Origin of the sequence: Numidum massiliense, from assembly GCF_001375555.1 — a bacterium.
In the GTDB taxonomy this organism is placed as follows: domain Bacteria; phylum Bacillota; class Bacilli; order Thermoactinomycetales; family Novibacillaceae; genus Numidum; species Numidum massiliense.
The window spans coordinates 1125320-1148445 of sequence record NZ_CTDZ01000009.1 but is presented as its reverse complement, the minus strand read 5'-3'; the positions used below and the strand labels follow the sequence as shown (position 1 = coordinate 1148445).

Sequence of the window (23126 nt, the reverse complement as noted above, 5' to 3'; positions counted from 1 at the left end):
TCCCCTACCGCTTAAGTAGCGGGCTAGCTTGTAAGTATTTGACGAGTTTAACCGTCGTCCCCGCGTTTGGCGCTGACATAATTTCACAACTATCCATAAAATTTTCCATTATCGTAAAGCCCATTCCCGACCGCTCCAGCTCCGGTTTCGACGTGTACAGCGGCTGCCTCGCCTCATCCACATTTTCGATTCCGACGCCGTGATCTTGAATCGCGATTTCGACGCGGTTGTCGGCGATTGCCGTCTCGATGACGACCGTCTTCCCCGGGTTGCTTCCGTAGCCGTGGATAATCGCGTTCGTAACTGCTTCCGACACAACTGTTTTAATGTCGGTCAACTCTTCCAGCGTCGGGTCGAGTTGGGAGATGAACGACGCGACGGCGACGCGCGCAAACGCTTCATTGGCGGACACACTCGCAAACTCTAAGCGCATGTAATTTTTCGTCATCTCGCTCATGATGCCACCCCTAACGAAGCGAGTGCCTCTTCCTCTCGCTCGTAAGCCCTTAAAATTTTGTGCATACCCGATAAATCAAACAGTTTTTTCACAGCCGGTGACAGGGCGCAAACGGCTAAGGTGCCGTTTTGCTGGTTAATGCGTTTATAGCGTCCGAGAATGACCCCGAGACCGGAACTGTCCATAAACGTCAGCTCGCGCAAACTGAAGACGAGGTGGGTATAGCCGTCCCGCACTATCGCTTCGTCAATTTGCCGGCGCACCCCGTCCGCCGTATGGTGATCCAATTCACCAGAAAGGCGGACGACTAAAATGTCGCGGCGCGGTTTAAGTTCAATCTGCAAACTCACTGTCACTCACTCCTTTAACATGTACCGAATAGTTTTGTCACCTTCCACGCATGCGCCGATGCAAGCAATTGCGTCCATGCAACCTGCACAAAGCCCGGCTCGCCCAAAGCCTGACTGCTTTGCGTACATGCAGACTCTCCTCGACCTAACGATTGCTCGTCGTACGCGTTTAGCGAGGCGAGCGGTTGCATGCGTGCCATTAGACTAGCTGTTCGGTATTTGTGAGGGGAAATCCTGCCCGTCGACAAAAGAAGAAAAAACTCGAGGAAATTCGGCAAGATCCGCCTCGAGTTCACAAAGTTACCTGCAAAGAATAGCCACAAACCGCCGCCTTCATTTGGCGCTAATCCTTTTCCTGCTCCGGATCGCGCGCGTCGCTATCAATGAACAACATTTTTTTCAGCGTGCGCTTCGTCATCGTCCACCACGTCGCGCGGGGGACGTCTTTGTTCGCTGTCAATACAATTTTGTTCACTGTTTCGTCGCCGCGCGTCACTTCGAATTCGCCGATCGCATCGCCGGCCTTGAGGGGCGCCTTTAACGCCTTTTTCCATCTGACGTTCGTTTGAAAGTCTTCGCGCTTACTCCCTTTTTTTGCCAAAATACTAAATTGGTGTGGCGCTTTTACCGTCAATTGCGCCGGTTCACCTTTGTCGACGCGCACGTGGCCGAGTCGTTCACCGGAGCGGACGAGTACGTGGTTCGTAAACTGGTTAAAAGCGTAGTCGAGCATGCGGCTCACTTCCGCATTGCGGGTTTTTGTGTTCGGTTCGCCCATGACGACCGCGATGACGCGAAAATCGCCGCGCTTCGCCGTCGCTGACAAACAAAACTTCGCCTCCGACGTATAGCCCGTTTTCAGCCCGTCGACGCCGTCGTAAAACTTGACCAGCTTATTCGTGTTGACGAGCCAAAACGGGCGATCCGTCTCTTGCCGCAAATAGTCTTGATACAGCTTCGTAAACTTCGTAATTCCTTCGTGCTTCAGCAATTCCCGCGACATGATGGCAATGTCGTGCGCCGAGGTACGCTGTTCGTCAGCCGGCAAGCCGTTCGAGTTGACGAAACGCGTATCTTTCATCCCGAGCTCTTCCGCCCGTTCGTTCATCAGTTGCACAAACTGTTCTTCCGTACCGGCGAGATGTTCGGCTATGGCGACCGATGCGTCGTTCCCTGAGGCGATCGCAATCCCTTTCAACAAATCACTGATTGACATTTCCTCGCCGACTTCGAGATATATTTGTGACCCGCCCATTGAGGCCGCGTAGTCACTCACGCGTACGCGCTCGTCAAGCGACGTCTTCCCTTGCGCGACCGCCTCCATCAGAAGAAGCATTGTCATAATTTTCGTAATACTAGCCGGAGGTAAAGGTTGATGACTGTCTTTCTCATACAAAACGGTTCCGGTATCCATATCCATCAACACGGCTGATTTCGCGTGCGGCGCCAAGTCGACAGTAGCCGCATGAAGGGGCATCGGAACGAACGATAGAACGATAACAAAAGATAGCGCTGTTGCTACCCATTTTTTCATTGCGCGCTAGCCTCCTTTTATTACGTTATTTTGGGCTAGCGCTAGAAAATTTATACCATTGTATGACATGCTCTGTAAGAAAAGAAATGTTCGGCTGTTTACAGGACGCGCTGCTTCGTTTACTCTTTCCCCGTCTGTTCACTTTTCGCAATATTCGACTCGTGTTCCGCTAACGTCTCGGCGAAATAGTGCGTCCTACTGCCGTCCTTTTTCGTGACAAAATAGTAATAATTGTGTTTTTCCGGGGACACTGCCGCCGAGAGTGCGCTAAGGGAAGGAGCGGCAATCGGCCCTGGCGGTAAACCTTCATAGCGGTACGTATTATATAGGTCATCGATTTCCAAATGTTTATACAAAACCTTCTTCAAATACTTTCCGTGGGCGTACTCAACTGTCGCATCGGACTGTAAGATTTGCCCCACTTTTAAACGATTGGCAAAGACGCCAGCGACGCGCGGGCGTTCCTTGACGACTGCCGTTTCCTTTTCAATAATCGAAGCGAGTGTAAATACCCTTAACGTATTCGTTTGAACTTGCGGATACTGTTCAGCTAGCTTGTCGACGACGACTTGCATTTGCTGCAACATTCTTTCGATGACGTCTTCTTCCTTCGCATCAAGCACAAACTCATACGTGGCCGGGAACAAATAGCCTTCAAAGGGGTATTTCGTTCGCTTTTTCAAGGGTGGCAGAAACGCAAACTCTTTTTGCTTCTTAAAATAATAGCTGCGGTCAGAAAAAAGTTGCATATACTTCTTCTCGTCACCTAAGTTGTTCTCCGCTAAGCGGCGCGCAATTTGCTTCACGTTCCATCCTTCAGGAATTGTCACTTTCACCGTTTTTGGCTTGACGACTTCCCCTTTTTGGAATTTCGCGAGCGTTTGCTCCAACGTCATCCCTCGTTTAATTTCGTACTCCCCAGCTTGATACGTATAATCAGCTTCGTAAAAACGCATGTATAACGAACGGTAGTTCGCATTTCCGAGCATATTTTCATCTTCAAGCTTTTTTAACACGTCTTTGAGTGTTGCACCTTCTTCAATCATCACTTGGAAGTCTTTTTCTGCCGTCGATCCATGGATTTGAAACATTAACCACTTATAGCCGGCAAACACGACGATGCCGAGCACGACGATGGCGACTCCAATGCCGATTAGCCATTTCTTCAAAGAATCCACCCCTCCCATGTCACCTTATCGAACAAGTCCACCGTTTGGCAAACGGAGGTTTATGTAGAAAAACGGCGTATTTCCGGACAACATGTCGAAAATCGCCGTTTTTCTGCTCATATAGAGCTTATATGCTTTTTATCGACTGCCGTCAACTTTGTGCCTTCGCTAATATTGCTTTGACGAGCTGGATAAAGCGCGGCCGCGTGCGGTTGGCGACCTCTACCACTTGTTCGTGCGTGAGCGGCTCCAACTGTTCGCCGATCGCCATGTCCGTAATGCACGTAATGCCGAGCACGTCGAGCCCTAAGTAGCGGGCGACGATCACTTCCGGCACAGTAGACATGCCGACCGCGTCGCCGCCGAGCTTTCTGAGCATCATCAGCTCGTGTGGCGTGTTGTACGTTGGGCCGCTAATGCTGACGTACACCCCAGACTGTACGGGAATGTCTTCCGCAGCCGCGACGTCGTGCGCCAATTGCCGCAGCCGCGGTGTGTATGCCGCAGACATGTCTGGAAAGCGCGGGCCGAGCGTATCGTCGTTCTCCCCGATGAGCGGGTTGGCGCCGGTAAAGTTAATGTGGTCGTCAATGATCATCAAATCTCCTGCGGCAAACTGCTCGTTCATGCCGCCCGCCGCATTCGTGACGACGAGTGTTTGAATACCTAGTGCGGCCATAACGTAGACGGGAAACGTCACTTCACGCTGCTCATACCCTTCGTAAAAATGAAAGCGCCCTTGCATGAGCACGACATCGACGCCGCTGAGCGTACCGAGTACGAGTTGCCCGGCGTGCCCTTCGACTGTCGATTTAGGAAAATGCGGAATTTGGTCATACGGAATGCGTACGGCATCTTCCACTTCGTCCGCCAACACCCCTAGCCCCGAACCGAGAATGAGACCGACAGTCGGCTTGACCTTAGCAGTGTGTTCAATTTTTGCGACCGCTGCCGCAATTTTTTGCTTCAAAGATGTGTTCATCGTTACGCCTCCTCCCCGACTCTTTTCACGATCTGTCTGACGAGTGTCAAAAACGTTTCCCGCACGCGCGCCGCTGTTTCCATCACTTCATCGTGGTTCAACGGCTGTTCTAAAATGCCGGCGGCCATGTTTGTAATGCAGGAAATACCGAGCACGCGCAGCCCCATGTGCCGCGCAACGATCACTTCTGGTACAGTTGACATGCCGACCGCATCGCCGCCGATCGTGCGCAGCATGCGTATTTCCGCTGGCGTTTCATAGCAAGGGCCTAACACGCCTGCATATACCCCTTCGCGAAGTGAGATCCCGATTGCCGCCGCGACTTGCCGCGCTACCTCGCGCAACTGCCCGTCGTACGGCTCCGACATGTCTGGGAAGCGCGGACCCCACTCATCTTCGTTCGCCCCGATGAGCGGGTTGCGGAAGGTAAAGTTCAAGTGGTCGCTAATAAGCATTAAATCGCCCGGGTTGAACGATTCGTTAATGCCGCCAGCCGCATTTGTCACAAACACCGTCTCCACGCCGAGCGCTTTCATCACGCGCAACGGGAAAGTCACTTCTTGCAGCGAATAGCCTTCGTAATAGTGGAAACGGCCTTGCATCGCCGCCACGCGTACCCCTTCCAACTCGCCGAATACGAATTGTCCCGCGTGTCCAGCGACCGTCGACGTCGGGAAGTGCGGGATGCGTTCGTACGGAATTGCCGTCTCGTTGTCGATTTGCTCTGCGAGCACCCCTAACCCGGAACCGAGGATTAGGGCAATTTGTGGTTTTTCTGGTACGAGTTGCTGGATGTACTGTGCTGCTTCCGCCACTTTTTCTTTATACGACATAAACACCTCTCCTCAATCAATGGACATCACCGCATGCCACTCGACTAGATGCAGTTAAGCGGCATGTCGCGTGACAGCATACAGCCAAGCTGCATACAGCGTTCGATTGCCGCGATACAGTGACGCATTCAAAATACAGTGACGCATATAAATGAGTGGACCTACGGTGATAACGTTGGCAGTTCCGCCAAAAAGCTCGTGCCCCGCGGCGCTTTCACCCCGAAGTTATCGGCAATCGTCGCCCCGAGGTCGGCGAACGTCTCTCGTATACCGAGCGGCACCGTTTCCTTATGTAACGGGTTGTACACGAGTAGCGGCACGTACTCGCGCGTATGGTCTGTCCCCGTATGCGTCGGGTCATTCCCGTGATCTGCCGTAATCAATAACAGATCGCGTTCCCCGACGGTCGCTAAAATCTCCGGCAACCGCTCGTCCACCGCTTCTAGCGCGTCGGCATAGCCGTCCGGGTTGCGCCGGTGGCCGTATTTCGCGTCGAAATCGACGAGGTTCAAAAAGGCAAAGCCGTTGTACGGCTGTTTGAGCGTCGCAATCAGTTGATCGACCCCGTCCATGTTGTCTTTCGTCTTTAGCGAGCGCGTAATGCCCTCCCCGTCAAAGATGTCCCATATTTTTCCGATCGATACGACGTCCAAGCCAGCATCCTTCAAGTGATTGAGCACCGTCGGCTCCGGCGGTTTCACGGAGTAGTCGCGTCGGTTCGCCGTTCGCTCAAACGCCCCCGGCTTCCCGACGAACGGGCGGGCAATGACGCGTACGACGGAAAATTGTGGCGCCATCGTCAATTCGCGGGCGACTTTACAGATGTCGTACAATTCCTCCAGTGGGACGACGTCTTCGTGCGCGGCAATTTGGAACACACTATCCGCCGACGTGTAGACGATGACGTCGCCGGTTTCCATGTGCTGTTTTCCTAATTCGTCGATAATCGCTGTCCCCGACGCCGGCTTATTCCCGAGGACGCCGCGGCCGATCCGCTTGGAAAACGCCTCGATGAGTGCCCTGGGAAAGCCGTGCGGGTATGTTTTAAACGGCTCTTCCGTGAAAATTCCCATCAGTTCCCAGTGCCCGACTGTCGTATCTTTCCCCGCAGATACCTCCGCCATTTTCCCGTAAGAAGCAGCTGGCCGTTCCGCTGCCGGGACGCCTTGGAGCGGGGAAATATTTCCCAACCCGAGCTTCGCAAAGTTTGGCATATTAAGCCCGCCGCGGTGTTCGGCGATGTGTCCGAGCGTATGGACACCTTCGTCACCGAATGCAGGAGCGTCTGGGAGGGCGCCAATGCCGACACTGTCTAACACGATACAGGCGATTCGTTCGAATTTTGGCATGTATACGATCCCCCTTCTCAAAGAAAACAAATGTGTGTAGAAAGCAAAAAAAAAGGAGTGCCACCGTGCCGCTGTACGATCGTCAACCTACAGCTCACGCGATGCACATGGCTGAGAGGTTACTCTCCTGTCCACATAAAAAGTTTAAACCTCTCCCAATCGTTCATTTCTGGCATGAGTTGCACCGGGCGTTCGTGGAGAAAAACTTTTACCGCCCGTCCGCCCGGTTCTTCAAAGCGGTACGACGGTTTTAACCAGTCAGCGAGGGCGCTGATGGCTGCATACCCAATCAGGGTAAACGCTATAAAGAGCATTAAAAGCTTCGTCCAACCCCACAGGTGACGCAAATAAACGATCATCACGTTCGTTCCTTTCGGGCTTGTATCGTCACTTTCAATGTATTCATAACGATACCATATAATACCGCCTGCTGCTATGTCAGCTGCGTGACAGTTTTTGTTCGAGGGGCACGTACGGCATACCGAGTTCGTCAGCGACCGCTTTGTATGTGACGCTGCCGTCGTACACGTTAACTCCTTTTGCGAGTGCCTCGTTTTTTCGTACCGCCGCTTCCAGACCGTGCGCGAGCAGCTGCTCGACGTACGGCATCGTCACGTTCGTCAGCGCAATCGTCGACGTGCGCGGCACAGCACCAGGAATGTTTGGCACCGCATAGTGGATGACACCGTGCTTGACGTACGTCGGCTCACTGTGCGACGTGACGCGGTCGACTGTTTCGATTGTTCCTCCTTGGTCGACGGCGACGTCGACAATAACCGATCCGGGTGACATCTCGCGTACCATCTCTTCCGTGACGAGCTTCGGTGCCCGCGCCCCCGGGATTAAGACCGCACCGACGAGTAAATCGGCAGCGCGTACCGCCTCGGCGATGTGCGCGCGATTCGACATGACTAAATTGATGCGCCCTTCGAGAATATCTTCTAACTGACGCAGGCGCTCCGCATTGACGTCGAGAACCACCACGTTCGCGCCGAGACCTAGCGCGACTTTAGCGGCGTTCGTCCCGACCGCGCCCCCGCCAATGACGACGACGTTTCCTGGTGGAACGCCGGGAATACCGCCTAAGAGCACTCCTCTACCGCCATGAGGTTTCTCTAAATACCGCGCCCCGAGCTGTACTGCCATGCGCCCCGCTACTTCACTCATCGGCGTCAATAGTGGTAAAGAGCCGTTCGCAAGTTGCACTGTCTCATACGCCAGTGCGCTTACACCGTGCGCGACGAGCGACTCGGTTAAGGTCGGTTCGGCTGCTAAGTGTAAGTATGTAAATATAATAAGCCCCTTACGAAAATAAGCAAACTCTTCCTGTAGCGGCTCCTTCACTTTAAGCACGATGTCCGCGCGCCACGCATCAGCGGCACTTGGTACCAGTTCCGCGCCAGCCTCTTCGTACTCGCTGTCAGTAAAGCCGCTGCCGGCACCTGCTCCTCGTTCGACCACAATCCGGTGTCCACTTTGTACGAGTACTTCTACCCCGGCGGGCGTCATCGCTACCCGATTTTCGTTATTTAATAATTCCTTCGGTACACCTACGACATACTGCTTACCCAATACTGCTTCCTCCGTCTGCTTCATTTTTTAAAATACTAATAACCATTTTTCCCTACTGACGCACACATTATGAACAATTTCGTCCTTTCCTCATTGTATCAGGCTCATTCGCAAACCGGAATAGCTATAAAAAAAGAAAGGCCAACTGACCTTCCTTCGTTTCGCCGCCCTTTATGTGATTTTGTTTGTCAAAAGTTCTTTTACGTTTTTTACTTTGTCTTTGCATTGGTGACAAATACCGTGAAACATTAAATGGTGATCCAAAATTTTAAAATCAAACTGTTTCTCTACCCGTCTTTCAATTGGTTCCAACCAATCTTCCATAATCTCATCGACAGTACCACAGTTCAGGCATATGAGGTGGTGGTGGTGATGCTGGGCATTTTCGGAACGAAACTCGTATCGCGCCACGCCGTCACCAAAATTTAGTTTATGGACGATGTGCAAGTCACTAAGTAGTTCGAGCGTCCGGTAAACGGTCGCTAGGCCAATCTCCGGTGCTTTTTCTTTCACTAACAAATACACGTCTTCAGCACTTAGATGATCGGCTTCATTTTCTAAGAGCACTTGCACGGTCGCTTCCCTTTGCGGGGTCAATTTATAGTTTTGCGCATGCAATTGCCGCTTAATTTTTTCAATTCTCTTTTTCAAAATCGAATACCCTCCCCGCCTCACCTTCTGTTAATTCCATTATAGGGGAGACAGAAACGGTAAGTCAAACAGATAAAAAAGAGTATCACATAAAAATGATTATCATTGACGCTCGAGGTGCTACGGCCAAAACCCTTTCACGTTAGGCATCGCTGCTTGCATGAGCTGCGGTGAGACGAACGCTTCAAATACGGAAGCAAAAAATAGCAGACCCGCCATGAGCAAGACGAGAAAGGTATACGACAAAAAGTGTGGATAAATCGTCCCGCGCCTTTGCATGAACCGATTGCGCAGTAACATGAGTGAAAAACCGATACTGGCGACACTGACGATGACCGTTGCTGGCACGATGAGCAAGTTTTGCGGGACAACGGATAAAAAAGCGAACCACAATCCGTTCCAAGACAATTCGTGGACGAAGAAACCGACCGTAAAGCCGATGACGAGTCCTTTGAGAAAGAGGAGGACCAGTACTAACGGCACGCCGATAATCGATAAGCCTAAAAGGCCAAGTAGCCCGATTGTCATTAAATGGTGACTAATCGCGTAGCGCAAAGCGACTTGCGAATCAGCACTCGCCCCTTGATCTAAGTCGTTAAAAAAATGCTGCAAATAGCCGAGTAAATCTTGCCGCTGCTCGACCGATAGCGCCCCGACGACGAGTGAGCCGAAGACGACCCCGACAATAAATAAGACGGTTGTAAACACGTATAGTGCTAAGTGGTCTTCCATGTGATGTTGTACGGTCTGATTCCACGATTGTTTCCGCATGCGCTGGCCTCCCTTGTCCGCTGGCTGCTCGTCCGCTTTGTCCGCTGCACAGCGTGTCCGACGCGTTTGTACCGACCTAATTGCAGTCGTCTTGCAGTCGTCGAACACCGTGTACAAGACAGTCTTTAGTTGCATCTTATGTGGACAAGTAGGCTGTTAGAACCGCCCTCAAACATTGTTTCGTCTCGCCAGCCGCACCCGTAACCTCTGTGATCTTAGGCATCGACCGTAGGCCCGTCACACGTTTACTTTTCCGTATACACCCCCGCCGCCGTCTTCAATGGCGAGCTCCGAATAGCGAGCGCGCACAATGCGACGCGCGATTTTTTCACCGACGACGCCTGCCAATTCTTCTTCCGTCGCCCGGTGGATAATGTTCATCTCCGTCCCAAATTGGTCGAGCAGCTTCTGCAAAGCCCGCGGCCCGACGCCAGGAATAAATTCAAGCGGCACTTGGTAAATGTAAGGCGGGCGATCTCGCGGACTGTCCCCGTGATGCTGCCCGAGCGCCGCAATCCGGTCGCGAACGCCTTGAATCACGTGGCGACTGCCACAGTACGGGCAGACGGCGGCAACCTCCGCTAGCTGGCGCTCGCATGTTTTGCACAGCGTGCGGTGGTATTTGCCGAGGCGCGGGTCAAGCCCGTAGTTGGCGACGACTCGTGCGCCGTTTTCTCGCTTTAACGCCTCTACCCACCCGTGAAAACTCACACTGTTCACGGCGAGTTCGTTATATTCGCGTCCGATTTTCGGTAGCGAGTGGGCGTCCGAGTTACTGAGAAACGCAAGCGAGTGTAACTCTGCCAGTTGGTCGGCCATGAGCGAGTCCGAGCTCAAGCCGAGTTCGACGGCGATAATTTGCTCCGCGGGCAGGACGTCGGTGAGACGGTCGGCACAACTTCCGTACAAACTTTTGAACGGTGTAAAGACGTGCGCTGGAATGACGATCCCGTTTAACTCGTGGACGGCGCTGAATAACTCGCTGACGCCCCCGTGAAAGCGCTGTGTCGACAACTGCGTATTTTTCATATACCGCTCTAAAAATGCGCGAAACGCCCGAATGTCGTCGAACGTCGGAAAGTAACATAACAAATGCATCGGCCCATGCCCTGGCGGCATAATCTCTAGCTCACACCCGAGCACGATCGTCGTACGTTCATAACGTAAACCGCCGCCGTCGACAGGGGTGACCGTCCCGGCATCGAGCAGCGCTGCGATTTCTCGCTGAACGCCGCGCGAAGCCGCGTCAATAATACCGATCATGTCGATCCCTTTATCGCCACTCCCATGAGCAATTACATTCGCGAAGGTCAAATTGCGCGCTCCAGTTATTTTCACTGCCTCTCCCGCTTCGGTGCGTCCGATATGGATATGAAAATCGCCAAAAATATTCTTTCGTTCCCCCACGTAGTCGTCAGTCCCTCCCGGCGGTTAACAGGCGATTGTGCCACGCGTATACAGCCGTGACCGTTTTGGCGTCGCAAATGCGCCCCTGCGCGATTAGTTGTTGTGCTTCTTCGAACGTCACTTGCATCGCGTGCACAAACTCGTCCTCATCTGGCGCAGCTTTCCCTGCCTCTAATTGCTCAGCGACGTACAAGTGAATCTTTTCATCGGCAAAGCCTGGCGACGTAAAAAAGGAGACGAGGGGGGACCACTTGCGCGCCGTAAACCCGGTCTCCTCGGCCAGTTCCCGCTGTGCACAAGCGAGTGGATCTTCGCCTGGCTCTAATTTTCCTGCCGGAATTTCCACCGTCACTCGTTCGAGTGGCTTGCGAAATTGCTCGACGAGTACGAGGCGCTGATCCTTCGTTAAAGGTAGTACCGCAACTGCTCCCGAATGTTTGACGAGTTCGCGTGTCGCCGTCTTGCCGTTCGGCAACTGTACGTCATCCACTTGCACCGTAATAATTTTTCCTTCAAAGATCGTCTCGCTCTTAATCGTCGGTTCGTTTAATGTCGACATGTATAGTCTCCTCTCGATCGTGTCACTCGATCTTTAACGACCTGAAGCAACAGATCAAGGTCGTTTTTTTATGCGTATAAGCGCGCCGCAGTCGGCATACGATGGAAAAAAGGACAAGCTATAAAAATTGTAACGCAGGAGGACGAAAATGAACATATACTGTGAGCAAAATCGCTTGCGAATCAGCGGGAAGTGCTGGGAAATACGGGCAAAATTGAGACTTCTCGCCGCTTCACAACTAACGGTACATGAATGGTTGCAGCGCCAATTGCCGCCCGATCCGCACTTACGGTTGCTTCGCGACGGCGAAGCGCGCTGACGGCGCATTCTTTCATCTGCCGTTCTCGCCGCTAGCCCCCGTTCCGGGTACGCTTCCGCCTGAATCTCGGAACAGCGACCAAGCGACATCCGCCGCGCAAGCGACGCCGTAAAAAAATATAGGATCTTCTTCCCAACCGCGGCCCATTGTCGTCAAGCGCTGCGGGTAAAGGCTTAGCCGCTGCTTTAACGCCGCGTCGCTTAACCGAATGCGTCGCCAATGGTGGGACGGTTTGTTTCGCTTTTCCATCTCGCGCTGAATGGCCTTCACTTGCGCCTCGCAATGTGCACGCCACTCATCTTGTTGTATGTGCGGTAACGCGATGTACGCCGGTTGTAAAATCGTATGGGCGATGTTCGTTTTCGTGTGGTGACTGAGGCCATGATGCCGCGCGCGCCGGTCAGCAAAACTCATGCGCGGTACGACGATCGGCATCCCGCCAAGCGTGTGCACCGCATTTACGATTTGTCCTTGTTCGACGCCGGAAAATCCGTACATTGTACCCGTGCCGACAATTCCCGGTCCCATGAGGACGATGGTAATGTCCGCCTGTAACACGTGTTTAGCCGCCAACAGACCGCTGTATACGTTAACCGCCTCTAAATCTCCGCCGAACGCGTGACCGACAGTGACGGTGCCGACGAGCCAGTCGTTTTCGCGCAACCATTGCACGTGTCGGCTCAGTTTGATCGGCAGTGCGGCCCCGTCGGTCATCACGTAAGCGAGACGCAAGTCGTACCCTGCCGCGCGCGTCAGGTGGCGCAGCGAGGTGGCGAGGATCGGCAACATGCTATGTAGTTCCCCAACAAGAACAGGCATCCCCGCGATGTGGGACGCCCCTTGTAACTGTTCGTGCGCGGGAGAACCTTGTTCTTCGACAGTGCGCACCGCTAGCTGCCAAGGGGTGTAACGCAACTTTACAATGTGTCCGGGAAACGGTTGTCGATCGATCGGTTCCCCTTCACGCCAAGCGACGAAATCGTATCCTCCACTACCGAGCCGAAGATCGGTTGCCGTCGTATTTAAGACGACGCGGTCGCCGATGCCGAGCGGAGGTTGCCAATCCGTAAAATGAATCGCCGGCACAACGCGTGCCGAACGACCTTCCTCCCGTTTCCGCACCGCGACATATTGTAAGCCGGGACGGCGTTCAAGCTCTTCTACAACTGTTCCTTCCGCCCAATGAATCATAACCATCCCCCCAGCTACACACTTTTTTTCAGTATGGCTCTTGCGCCTAAGGCTTAACCGTCCATAATAGATTAATGTATGTTTGCTTCGGATGGCGCGACATGTGTGGCACGATTGACGACTGGCAGCTAACGGTTAACGATTAACTATGCCTTGCCTCGTCGACGAGGGCAAGGACGAACTCGGCAGCTTTTTCTAGTTCAGCGACAGGGATACGTTCTTTCGTCGTGTGAATGTTCTCGTAGCCGATCCCTAAATTGATCGTCGGCACCCCTTTGCCGGCAAAATTGTTGGCATCACTGCCGCCGCCACTCGTCAGCAGACGGCTCGTTCGGCCGATTTTTTTAACCGCGCGCTGTGCGTGCTGAACGACGGGATCCTCGTCAGTGAAATAAAAGGCGTCGTACATTTTGCGCGTCTCAATCTGTACGTGTCCGCCTGTTTCGGCTGCAGCTGCTCTAAACGCCTCTTCCATCTTGGCAAGTTGTCGTTCCAACTTAGGCTTGCGCAAGCTGCGTGCTTCGGCTAGAATTTCTACTTGATCACAGACGACATTCGTCGCCCCGCCGCCGGCAAAGTGTCCAATATTCGCAGTCGTCTCTCTGTCGACGCGCCCAAGCGGCATTTTTGCTACTGCTAGGCTGGCGACGCGAATCGCACTAATACCATCTTCCGGATTGACGCCGGCGTGGGCCGCTTTTCCAGTAACTGTAACTTGCATTTTTGCTTGTGTCGGCGCGCCGGTAATCAGATCGCCGACAGGCCCGTCTGAGTCGAAAGCGAATCCGTAATCAGCGCGGATGTGCTCGCGCTTTAGCGCCCGCGAGCCGGCCAGCCCGGATTCTTCACCCGCGGTTATAATAAACTGAATACGTCCGTGCGGGAGCCCCCGTTCTTGCAGCACCCGCGCCGCTTCGATTAACGCGGCAACCCCTGCTTTATCGTCACTCCCTAAAATTGTCGTGCCGTCGGAGACAATGTACCCGTCCTTTACTTGCGGTTTAATCGATTGCCCCGGAGCGACTGTATCCATGTGCGCCGTAAAAAAGATCGGCACTGCGTCAGTCGTCCCTTCTAACGTAGCGATAATATTTCCGGCGCCATGCCCGGTTTCCGCCCTGGAATCATCTTCGATCACCGCGAAACCTAACGCCGTCAGTTTTTGTTTCAACACATCGCATATTTCCCGCTCGTGCTTCGTCTCACTATCGATTTGCACTAATTCCATAAATTCCTCTAGTAACCGTTGTGATTGAATCACTCGTCGGCCTCCTCATCGTTTACATTCATTCATTATTTTTACACAAACGGTATGGTCGAACAAGTTGTGAGCCACACTGAATGACATAGACATCACTAGGCGTTTTTGCTACAATACAATCGAGGTGATCGTCCCGATGAACAAAAAGCTCGTTCGTATCGTTTCACTCGTTTTGGCCATCGCCATGCTCTTTTCAACCATTATGATGGGGCTCGTTTTTATTTTTTAACCGACCCGACTGTCAACAAACCGTCACAAAGTCGGCACGCATAGGTGCGCCTACATACGTTACTTTTCGTATATACTAGTTGTATTAGTTATTATTGAAAACGGTAAAGTGGTGATTGCAAATGATGTTAACAATTTTATTTTTAGTTATGATTCTCTCCTTTTGGGGAACGATTAAAAACCGCCGCCTCGGCAACAAGTTCGGCGTCGTCGTCGGCGGCCTGTTCAGCGTGACGTTAGCTGGCGTAACGGTGTTAGCCTCGCTGATCACCTTTGGCATTGTTCAAATGTAACGTATCGCGATCTGTTTCAGAGGCCGACCGCCTGCCAACTGCTTACCGTTGGTGCGGCGGCTTTTTTTATGGCGACGTTTTGACCGGTGACGTACCCCGTGCACGAGTATGTGAACGTTATAAAAAATGCCTAGACCGCCCTGAGTACGAGGGATTGGCCTAGGACAAAAATCTTTCCGCCACATGATTCGCTATTTGCGGCGGCAATCGGTTATTTGTGTCAACCTGTACACGGCAACGAGTTAGTAAATCGCCGTTTGTTCCCCGTACGCCTCCATCTTCGCTTTGACACTTTGCATAAACCGCCCCGCGATGAGGCCGTCTAACACGCGGTGGTCAAAGGAGAGACAGAAGTTGACCATATCGCGAATGGCAATCCCGTCACCGATGACGACGGGACGCTTGACGATGCTTTCGATACTAATAATCGCCGCTTGTGGGTAATTAATAATCGGTGCCGAAGCGATCGACCCGAAGGTGCCCGTATTGTTCACCGTAAACGTACCGCCGGCAATGTCTTGTACCGCTAACTCTCCCGCAGCTGTCTTGCGCACGAGTTCGTCCACCGCTGCGGCAATGCCGAAAATGCTCAGCTGATCGGCGCGGCGCACGACGGGTACGTATAGTTCGTCCTCTTTGGCGACGGCGACCGATACGTTGATCTCGCGCTTTTCGACGATTTTATCGCCAGCCCACGTCGCGTTTAGCCGTGGATAGTCCTTCAGCGACTCGACGACTGCCTTTATAAAAAATGGTAAATATGTCAACTTGATCCCTTCACGCGCGGCAAACGGCTCTTTCAGCCGCTCCCGCAAGCGCACAAGTGCGGTCACGTCCGCTTCAACGGTCAGCCACGCATGCGGCGCTTCCCGTTTACTCGTCACCATCCGCTCGGCAATGGCTCGCCGTACAGGTGTGAGGGGGATGGCGCGCTCCCCGTCCGACAACGGTTGAGCTGCTGTACCTTCGATCTTGTCCGGCGTACCGACGGTTGTGATTGGCGGCGCTTTGTGTCCGGTTTGCCCATGCACAGATTCTGGTGCCGGTGCGGATGTGGGTACACCTGTTTGCGGTGACGGTGTGTGTTCAGCCCGTACAGCCTGTTCCTGTCCCGCTACTTGCGTCTCCTCTTGCCGATCGGATGCTGCGTTCACCGCACCTTGTTCGCGCTGGGCCATGTAAGTGAGCACGTCTTTGCGCGTGATGCGCCCTCCGCGGCCGCTGCCAGTTAGTACGTTAAGGTCGATCCCATTTTCTTGCGCTAATTTAAGTACGGCAGGCGAATAACGCATCTTTGGCTTTTTTCCCGCGCCTGGAACGACTGTACGGTCTACCGCTGCAGCACCTGTAGCTTCGTTAGAAGCTGTTGTAGGAGCTGTTTCTGGTGCTGTTTTGGCAGCCGCTGCGTTCGGTGCTTCATGCGGTGCTTTTCCGTCAGCCACTGCGTCACCCGTTGCCCTACCAGGCGTCTCCCCTCCTGACGCCGTTTCAATCACACAGATGATATCCCCGACAGCGATCGTTGTCCCTTCAGAAGCGACGATCTCGACGAGTGTCCCGGCGACGGTCGCAGGCACTTCCGCGTTCACTTTATCGGTCACTACTTCGCACATCGGTTCATACAAGTTGACCGGATCGCCCGGCTGCTTTAACCATGAGGCAATTGTCCCTTCTGTCACACTTTCCCCCAGTTGGGGCATCGCTACTTTTTCGATCATGCCTCTCGTCTCACCTCCACGACCTTAAAATTCGGCTAAATCGCGCATCGCCTGTTCCACTTTTCGCGCATTTAACATGTATTCCTTTTCCAGCGGCGAGCTATACGGCATCGCCGGTATGTCCGGGCCACCTAGACGCACAATTGGCGCATCCAGTTCAAACAGCGCCTCCTCGGCGATCAATGCCGAAACTTCGCCGCCTATGCCCCCTGTTTTATTGTCTTCGTGTACGATGAGCACCTTACCGGTTTTCGCTGTCGCCTCCAAAATAGCCTCTTTGTCTAGCGGGCGTACCGTGCGCAAATCTAGCACGTGCGCACTAATGCCCTCGCGGGCTAACTTGTCGGCAGCTTCTAAGGCAAAATGCAAGCTTAAACCGTAGCTGATAACGGTGACGTCGGTCCCTTCCCGCTTCACGTCCGCTTTCCCAATCGGCAGCGTGTACGGTTCGTCCGGCACTTCCCCTTTAATGAGGCGATAGCACCGCTTATGTTCCAAAAAGAGCACCGGATCGTTGTCTTCGATCGACGCGGCGAGCAAGCCATACGCATCGTACGGCGTGGCCGGCATGACGATTTTCAGCCCAGCGACACTCGCAAATAGCGACTCGATGCTTTGCGAGTGATACAGGCCGCCGTGCACGCCGCCGCCGTAAGGTGTACGGATGACGAGAGGACAGTGCCAGTCGTTGTTCGATCGGTAGCGCAGCTTTGCCGCTTCACTAATAATTTGGTTGACGGCGGGCATAATAAAATCGGCAAATTGAATTTCGGCAATCGGACGCATGCCGTAAGCGGCCGCCCCGATCGACGCGCCGACGATAAGCGACTCCGACAGCGGCGAATCGATGACGCGTTTCTCGCCGAACGCCTCGATCAGTCCCGCCGTCGCGCGGAACACGCCGCCGCGCACGCCGACGTCTTCGCCGAGGATAAATACTTTTTCATCGCGGTGCATCGCGTCGCGCATCGCTTTCGTCACCGCTTCGATATACGATAATTGAGCCATTCGGTACCCCCCTTACAACGTAACGACTTAACTGTATTCACGCGCTTTACGTGCGGTTGCCCACTATTTTCGCTCTTCACCATCGACTTAAAGTTAATCAACGGCTTCACGTTCTTCGTAAACGTATTTAAGTAAACTATCGGCAGCGGCGTACGGCGCTGCTTCTGCGTCGCGCATCGCTTCGTCGACTTCCTTTTGAATCGCGTCCACGAGTGCGGCTTCGCGCTCATCCGTCAATAAGCCTACTTCCCGTAAATAGGAGCTAAAGCGCTGCAGCGAATCGTTCTTGCGCGCCTCCGCCACTTCTGCCGCACTGCGGTAACTTTTGTCGTCATCGTCCGTCGAGTGCGGCGCTAAGCGGTACACATTCGCTTCAATCAAACTCGGACCATCGCCGCGTCGTGCTCGCTCCGCAGCTTCTTTTACCGCCTTGTACACGGCGAGCGGGTCGTTGCCGTCCACCGAGACGCCAGGAAAACCGTACGCCTGTGCCCGCTCGGCAACGCTCTGCACGGCGAGCTGTTTACTGATCGGTACCGAAATGGCATAGCGGTTGTTTTCACAGAAAAAAATGACTGGCAAGCGGTGCACGCCGGCGAAGTTACACGCTTCGTGAAAATCGCCTTGGTTCGTCGAACCTTCGCCAAGTGACGTCAACGTGACGATCGGTTTCCCTTCCATTTTTGCCGCTAAGGCAAAGCCCGTCGCGTGTGGCAGTTGCGTCGTCACCGGACTTGAGCCGGAAAAGATGCGATGCTTGCGGCTGCCGAAGTGACTCGGCATTTGCCTCCCCCCGCTGTTCGGATCTTCCGCCTTTGCAAACGCGGCTAGCATCGTGTCGCGCGCCGTTTGACCGAAGATGAGCACCATCGCCAAGTCGCGGTAGTACGGGCATAAGTAATCGACTTCGCGATCCAAAGCGAAGGCGGCTCCTACTTGCGCCCCTTCTTGCCCTTGGCACGAAACGGCGAAAGGCACTTTCCCCGCCCGATTTAACAGCCACACGCGCTCGTCCAATTTGCGCGCCAGCAGCATGTAACGGTACATGTCTAAAACGTCGTTATCCGATAAACCGAGTAACTCGTGTTGTGTATGGCTCACCTGATTTCCCTCCTTTTCCGTTAACAACGGTTCCTCAAAAAATGATGGGTTCGTTATATGCCGTGAATAGGGCGCCCGATGGCCGCCAACGCCGCCTCTCCGATCGCTTCTGACAACGTTGGATGCGGATGGATCACTTGCGACATTTCCCACGGCGTTGCATTTAATAGCAAGCCAAAGCCCGCTTCGGCGATCATGTCGGTCACGTGCGGTCCGATGGCATGCACCCCTAACACGTCGTCCGTCTCGCGGTCGGCGACCACTTTCACAAACCCGTCGACGTCGCCGCCGACGACAGCTTTGCCGATCGCGCGGAACGGTATTTTGCCGACAGTCACTTTAAACCCTTGCGCCTTCGCCTGCTGCTCACTTAAGCCGACTGACGCCACTTCCGGGTGACTGTACGTACAGCGAGGCAATTGCCGCTCGTCGAGCGGGAGGGGATCGCGCCCAGCCATATGTTCGACGGCAATGATGCCCTCGCGCGAGGCGACGTGTGCGAGCTGCATGCCGCCGACGACATCGCCAATGGCGTAAATGTGACTTTCCGCCGTCTGCATGAAGGCGTTGACCGCGATCGCGCCGCCTTCCACTTGGATGTCCGTATTAGCTAAGCCGATATCGTCGATGCGCGGTTCGCGGCCGACGCACAACAGCACTTGCTCAGCTACTAGTTGTTTCTGCACCTCTCCTTGCGTCACGGTTAGCGCCACTTCAGTCTCACTGACCGTTGTCGCCTCGGTCATTATCTCCGCACGCGTGAGAAGCTTTACTTTGCGCTTTTTGAGCAGCCGCGCCATCTCGCGACTAATATCGGCGTCTTCCGTAGGTAAGATGCGGTCAGCCGCTTCGATAATCGTCACTTCGACGCCGAAATCACTCAACAGCGAAGCCCACTCAATACCGATCGCGCCACCGCCGACGATGAGCATCGAACGGGGAAACTTCTCGAGCTTTAAGGCGTGATCCGAATGGAGGACACGCACGCCATCCACCGTAAGTCCCGCAAGCTGTCTCGGCTTTGAACCGGTTGCAATTACGACGTGTTTTGGGACGAGCGTCACACTTTCACCGTCCGACTGTTCTACGGCGATCGTCCCCGCTTGCGGTGCAAAAATCGACGGCCCCATAATCCGTCCGATGCCGTGAACGATATCTACCTTATGTTTTGATAATAGGTGCTCAACACCTTTATGTAACTGCTGAACGACGCTCGTTTTTCGCGCCATTATTTTGCCGACGTCGATTGCTAGGTTGTTTGCCGCAATCCCAAACTCGTCCGCCCGGCGCACCGTCCGGTACACCTCTGCGCTGCGGAGCAACGTTTTACTCGGCACACACCCTTTGTGCAAGCAAACGCCGCCCACGTGTTCCCGCTCGACAACGGCGACACGCATGCCTAACTGCGCCGCGCGAATCGCGGCGACGTAACCTCCCGGCCCCGCGCCGAGAACAACTAAATCGTACTGATCGGCCACGCGCATACCTCCCCCTCGTTTTAACAGGTCGAGTCTGATAATAAGTGTTACGACCTGTAACGACCTGTACGTTTTACAACGCCACTCCGATAAACGTTCTCGCCTCACCCTAAAAACGCGTGTCACGGCGCTCACGGCGCTCATATCCTCGTATCGCGACTTATGGCATAGTCAGACAAATGACAGGTCATACGGGAGCGGTGTCCGTAGACCCGCGTTTTCCCGTAATTTCGTCCCTACTTAGTTATCGGTTATTTATGTAATGAGTACGAACAGCCCTGTTATATACTTAAAAATCGTAGACGTTTTTTCCGTTCGTCAAAAACTGCTTGCGGGAGCGCCCGATGGAAGCGATGCGCTCTTCGGCCATCCGGTCGGCAGCGAGGTAACTCGGGATGCTGTCCCTCTCGGCAATCGCGAAAACTTTTAGCACGTTATCGTAAATCGTCTCTACTTTTTTCAACGCGCGCTCTCTGTTGTAGCCCATTAACTCGTCGGCGACGTTAATGACACCGCCGGCGTTAAGGACGTAATCCGGTGCGTAGACGATGTCGTTCGCTTCGACAATTTCGCCGTGGCGCGCCGTCTGCAATTGGTTGTTCGCCGCACCGGCGATGAGGCGGCATTTTAAGCGCGGAATGTTGTCGTCGTTAATAATCCCACCGAGGGCGTTCGGCGAAAAAATGTCGCATTGAGCGTCGTAAATGTCGCTAGGATCGACGGCTTTTGCGCCAAATTGTTCCACCGCCTGTTTCACCCGCTGCTCGTTAATGTCGGTAACGACCAGTGTGGCTCCTTCTTTGTGCAAATGGGTGCACAAATTGTAGGCCACGTTACCGAGCCCCTGCACAGCAATCGTCTTGTCACTTAAATCGTCGCTGCCGAAAGCGACTTTGGCCGCTGCCTTCATCCCGCGGTAAACGCCGTACGCCGTCACCGGTGAAGGGTTACCGCTCGAACCGAAGGCGGGCGACTTCCCGGTGACATAATCGGTCTCTTGATAAATGAAGTCCATATCTTCGACACTCGTACCGACGTCTTCCGCCGTAATATAACGGCCGTTAAGCCCTTGAACAAACCGGCCGAAGGCGCGAAACAACTCTTCCGATTTATCTTTTTTCGGATCGCCGATAATGACAGCCTTACCTCCGCCTAAGTTTAGCCCAGCGGCTGCGTTTTTATAAGTCATGCCGCGCGAGAGCCTAAGGACGTCGCGAATCGCGTCTTCTTCCGTATCGTACATCCACATCCGCGCACCCCCGAGCGCTGGCCCGAGGGTTGTATCGTGAACGGCGATCATGGCGCGGAGGCCGGAATTTTTATCTTGGCAAAACACGAGTTGCTCGTAGTCGAATTCAACTAACTGGGTAAAAATCCCCATACAGTTTCCCCCTTGTTATTTTTTGGCCGCATATAACACGGCCAACGCGATCGAATTTAATTTAGCGTCACTCGTATCCGCGCGGGAGGTGAGCACAATCGGTGCACGTCCGCCGAGAATGACCCCGCCCATTTGACTTTGCGCAAAGTAAACGAGCGATTTGTACAGACTGTTCCCCGCTTCAATGTTATCCACGAGCAAAACGTCCGCTTCGCCGGCAACGGGACTGGCGATCCCTTTGTGCTCGGCTGCCCGTTTAGAAACGGCGTTGTCGAGCGCGAACGGACCGTCGAGGATACACCCTTTTATTTGACCCCGTTCAGACATTTTTGCTAAAGCTGCAGCGTCTACCGTCGCAGGCATACTCGGATTGACGACTTCGAGTGCCGTGAGTGCCGCCACTTTTGGCTCGGTATTTCCGAGAACGTGCGCGAGTTCGACTGCGTTTTCGACGATTTGCACCTTTTCCTTTAGCTCTGGCGCCAAGTTCATTCCCGTATCGGTCACGTAAATGAGGCGATCGTAGTGCGGCACTTCAAAGAGAACGATATGACTGAGCACCCGTTTGCCGTTGCGGATGCCCGTTTCTTTATTTAAGGCGGCGCGCAAAATATCGGCCGTCGACACCATCCCTTTCATGACGATGTCCGCTTCCCCAGAGCTCACTGTTTGCACTGCAGCTTGACAAGCCGCACGGTCGGTCGCTGCGTGGACGATGTCGACGTGCGCAAACGTCAACTCATGCATCTGTTGCAAACGGCGAATCTCTTTTTCATCTCCGAATAATATGAAGCGTGCGAGGCCCAACGCGTCCGCTTTAGAAACCGCTTCCAAAACTTCGTGGTCCGCCGCTGCAGCTACGGCCACAGTCACCCCTGACACTTGTTGCGCTTTTTCTATTATTTGAGAGAATTTTTTAAGTTGTTCCACGTAAAATCCAACCCTTCATATGTAATGTAATCAACTTGATGTCTTATTTATTATATCTTTTTTTGTGGACACGTTTAACCGTCAGGGTGAACTGTCACAGAACTGTTTGACGATCTGTCACAAAACTGTTCATCGCGCAGCCTAATACTATTGTAACGTATTTGTTGCTAAATGCTACTGCCCAGGATATATTCACAATTGTGTTTTCATTTGGCAAAACGGTCCGCAATCGTTTAACATGATAGTGTGAGGTGAACAACGTGAACGTCGAAAACAAAATGCGTCTCGAGCGAGTCGTCGCCATCTTGCTCATTGCCGTCCCTGGAGCGTTCGGCGTCCTCGGGTGGAAGTGGATGAAAGACGCCATTTATACCGCGATGGGGCAGCAAACCTTTCAGTGGGGCGTTTTTTTCAGCCGCCTCTTCAGCGACTGGCACTTGTACGCCGGATTTATTTTCTTACTGTTAGCGCTCGTCTTCATCGGGGGCTTCATCTTTCACCGCGATGCGAAACGCAATCGCGTGCAGCCGAAACTGCGCCGCAACAAAGATCACGACGGCAGCGCATCGTGATGAAGCTCGACC

24 protein-coding genes are annotated in these 23126 nt (G+C 53.5%); 3 read left to right on the top strand and 21 right to left on the bottom strand.

All coding sequences use genetic code 11. The features are described from left to right. Positions 1-4 precede the first annotated feature (4 nt). The 13 genes from spoIIAB to BN1247_RS05805 form a co-directional block, all read right to left on the bottom strand. Positions 5-457, bottom strand: a complete 453-nt coding sequence (spoIIAB, locus tag BN1247_RS05865) for an anti-sigma F factor (protein ID WP_054949553.1) — start codon at positions 455-457, stop codon at positions 5-7. After that, the gene (gene spoIIAA, locus BN1247_RS05860) at positions 454-807 is read right to left on the bottom strand and encodes an anti-sigma F factor antagonist (RefSeq protein ID WP_054949552.1); all 354 of its coding nucleotides are present in this window, start codon (positions 805-807) and stop codon (positions 454-456) included. The genes spoIIAB and spoIIAA overlap by 4 nt, the downstream gene beginning before the upstream one ends. Positions 808-1150: 343 nt before the next feature. Continuing rightward, positions 1151-2341 carry a D-alanyl-D-alanine carboxypeptidase family protein gene (locus BN1247_RS05855; RefSeq protein ID WP_054949551.1) on the bottom strand — a complete coding sequence of 397 codons (1191 nt, stop codon included), beginning with the start codon at positions 2339-2341 and terminating at the stop codon, positions 1151-1153. 119 nt (positions 2342-2460) lie between these two features. Then, positions 2461-3510: an endolytic transglycosylase MltG gene (gene mltG, locus BN1247_RS05850; RefSeq protein ID WP_054949550.1), complete on the bottom strand. Its 1050-nt coding sequence runs from the start codon at positions 3508-3510 to the stop codon at positions 2461-2463. 151 nt (positions 3511-3661) lie between these two features. After that, positions 3662-4492: a purine-nucleoside phosphorylase gene (locus BN1247_RS05845; protein WP_054949549.1), complete on the bottom strand. Its 831-nt coding sequence runs from the start codon at positions 4490-4492 to the stop codon at positions 3662-3664. A 2-nt stretch (positions 4493-4494) separates the two neighbouring features. Continuing rightward, the gene (locus tag BN1247_RS05840) at positions 4495-5325 is read right to left on the bottom strand and encodes a purine-nucleoside phosphorylase (protein ID WP_054949548.1); all 831 of its coding nucleotides are present in this window, start codon (positions 5323-5325) and stop codon (positions 4495-4497) included. A gap of 161 nt (positions 5326-5486) precedes the next feature. Further along, entirely contained in the window at positions 5487-6674 is a 1188-nt protein-coding gene (gene deoB / locus BN1247_RS05835) for a phosphopentomutase (protein WP_054949547.1), read from the bottom strand. Between the two features lie 119 nt (positions 6675-6793). Beyond that, on the bottom strand, positions 6794-7033 hold the full coding sequence (locus tag BN1247_RS05830) for a DUF4227 family protein (protein WP_054949546.1): 240 nt from the start codon (positions 7031-7033) through the stop codon (positions 6794-6796). Positions 7034-7112: 79 nt separating this feature from the next. Further along, positions 7113-8246 carry an alanine dehydrogenase gene (ald, locus tag BN1247_RS05825; RefSeq protein WP_261796031.1) on the bottom strand — a complete coding sequence of 378 codons (1134 nt, stop codon included), beginning with the start codon at positions 8244-8246 and terminating at the stop codon, positions 7113-7115. Between the two features lie 171 nt (positions 8247-8417). Next, positions 8418-8897, bottom strand: a complete 480-nt coding sequence (fur, locus tag BN1247_RS05820; RefSeq protein ID WP_054949544.1) for a ferric iron uptake transcriptional regulator — start codon at positions 8895-8897, stop codon at positions 8418-8420. Between the two features lie 120 nt (positions 8898-9017). After that, positions 9018-9803, bottom strand: a complete 786-nt coding sequence (spoIIM, locus tag BN1247_RS05815) for a stage II sporulation protein M (protein WP_231633162.1) — start codon at positions 9801-9803, stop codon at positions 9018-9020. 102 nt (positions 9804-9905) lie between these two features. Beyond that, positions 9906-11075 (bottom strand): endonuclease Q family protein, encoded by a 1170-nt coding sequence (locus tag BN1247_RS05810; protein ID WP_082415809.1) that lies wholly within the window; start codon positions 11073-11075, stop codon positions 9906-9908. A 7-nt stretch (positions 11076-11082) separates the two neighbouring features. After that, on the bottom strand, positions 11083-11634 hold the full coding sequence (locus tag BN1247_RS05805; protein ID WP_054949543.1) for an NUDIX domain-containing protein: 552 nt from the start codon (positions 11632-11634) through the stop codon (positions 11083-11085). A 148-nt stretch (positions 11635-11782) separates the two neighbouring features. Here BN1247_RS05805 and mciZ point away from each other — a divergent pair, with 148 nt between their 5' ends. Beyond that, complete coding sequence (gene mciZ / locus BN1247_RS17410; RefSeq protein WP_082415808.1) at positions 11783-11953, top strand: Z-ring formation inhibitor MciZ; 171 nt, start codon at positions 11783-11785, stop codon at positions 11951-11953. A gap of 12 nt (positions 11954-11965) precedes the next feature. On the opposite strand, the gene BN1247_RS05800 is transcribed toward mciZ, so the two are convergent. Together BN1247_RS05800 and BN1247_RS05795 are read right to left on the bottom strand one after the other, a co-directional pair. Further along, positions 11966-13144 carry a DUF3866 family protein gene (locus tag BN1247_RS05800; RefSeq protein ID WP_054949542.1) on the bottom strand — a complete coding sequence of 393 codons (1179 nt, stop codon included), beginning with the start codon at positions 13142-13144 and terminating at the stop codon, positions 11966-11968. Between the two features lie 142 nt (positions 13145-13286). After that, on the bottom strand, positions 13287-14405 hold the full coding sequence (locus tag BN1247_RS05795) for a M20/M25/M40 family metallo-hydrolase (protein WP_054949541.1): 1119 nt from the start codon (positions 14403-14405) through the stop codon (positions 13287-13289). Between the two features lie 350 nt (positions 14406-14755). Between BN1247_RS05795 and BN1247_RS17625 the strand changes: the two genes are divergently transcribed. After that, positions 14756-14926, top strand: coding sequence for a hypothetical protein (locus tag BN1247_RS17625; RefSeq protein ID WP_157360850.1), 171 nt, complete (start codon positions 14756-14758; stop codon positions 14924-14926). A 242-nt stretch (positions 14927-15168) separates the two neighbouring features. On the opposite strand, the gene BN1247_RS05790 is transcribed toward BN1247_RS17625, so the two are convergent. The 6 genes from BN1247_RS05790 to yqiS form a co-directional block, all read right to left on the bottom strand. Continuing rightward, positions 15169-16644 carry a dihydrolipoamide acetyltransferase family protein gene (locus BN1247_RS05790; RefSeq protein WP_054949540.1) on the bottom strand — a complete coding sequence of 492 codons (1476 nt, stop codon included), beginning with the start codon at positions 16642-16644 and terminating at the stop codon, positions 15169-15171. A gap of 24 nt (positions 16645-16668) precedes the next feature. Next, a complete protein-coding gene (locus tag BN1247_RS05785; RefSeq protein ID WP_054949539.1) occupies positions 16669-17652 on the bottom strand; it encodes an alpha-ketoacid dehydrogenase subunit beta in 984 nt (327 codons plus the stop codon). Between the two features lie 93 nt (positions 17653-17745). Beyond that, positions 17746-18699 carry a thiamine pyrophosphate-dependent dehydrogenase E1 component subunit alpha gene (locus BN1247_RS05780; protein WP_082416027.1) on the bottom strand — a complete coding sequence of 318 codons (954 nt, stop codon included), beginning with the start codon at positions 18697-18699 and terminating at the stop codon, positions 17746-17748. 107 nt (positions 18700-18806) lie between these two features. Continuing rightward, positions 18807-20231 (bottom strand): dihydrolipoyl dehydrogenase, encoded by a 1425-nt coding sequence (gene lpdA / locus BN1247_RS05775; protein ID WP_054951517.1) that lies wholly within the window; start codon positions 20229-20231, stop codon positions 18807-18809. A gap of 289 nt (positions 20232-20520) precedes the next feature. Further along, positions 20521-21612 carry a Glu/Leu/Phe/Val family dehydrogenase gene (locus BN1247_RS05770; RefSeq protein WP_054949537.1) on the bottom strand — a complete coding sequence of 364 codons (1092 nt, stop codon included), beginning with the start codon at positions 21610-21612 and terminating at the stop codon, positions 20521-20523. Positions 21613-21627: 15 nt separating this feature from the next. Beyond that, positions 21628-22542, bottom strand: coding sequence for a phosphate butyryltransferase (gene yqiS, locus BN1247_RS05765; RefSeq protein WP_074011056.1), 915 nt, complete (start codon positions 22540-22542; stop codon positions 21628-21630). Positions 22543-22802: 260 nt separating this feature from the next. Here yqiS and BN1247_RS05760 point away from each other — a divergent pair, with 260 nt between their 5' ends. Next, entirely contained in the window at positions 22803-23114 is a 312-nt protein-coding gene (locus BN1247_RS05760) for a DUF2627 family protein (RefSeq protein ID WP_054949536.1), read from the top strand. Positions 23115-23126 lie beyond the last annotated feature (12 nt).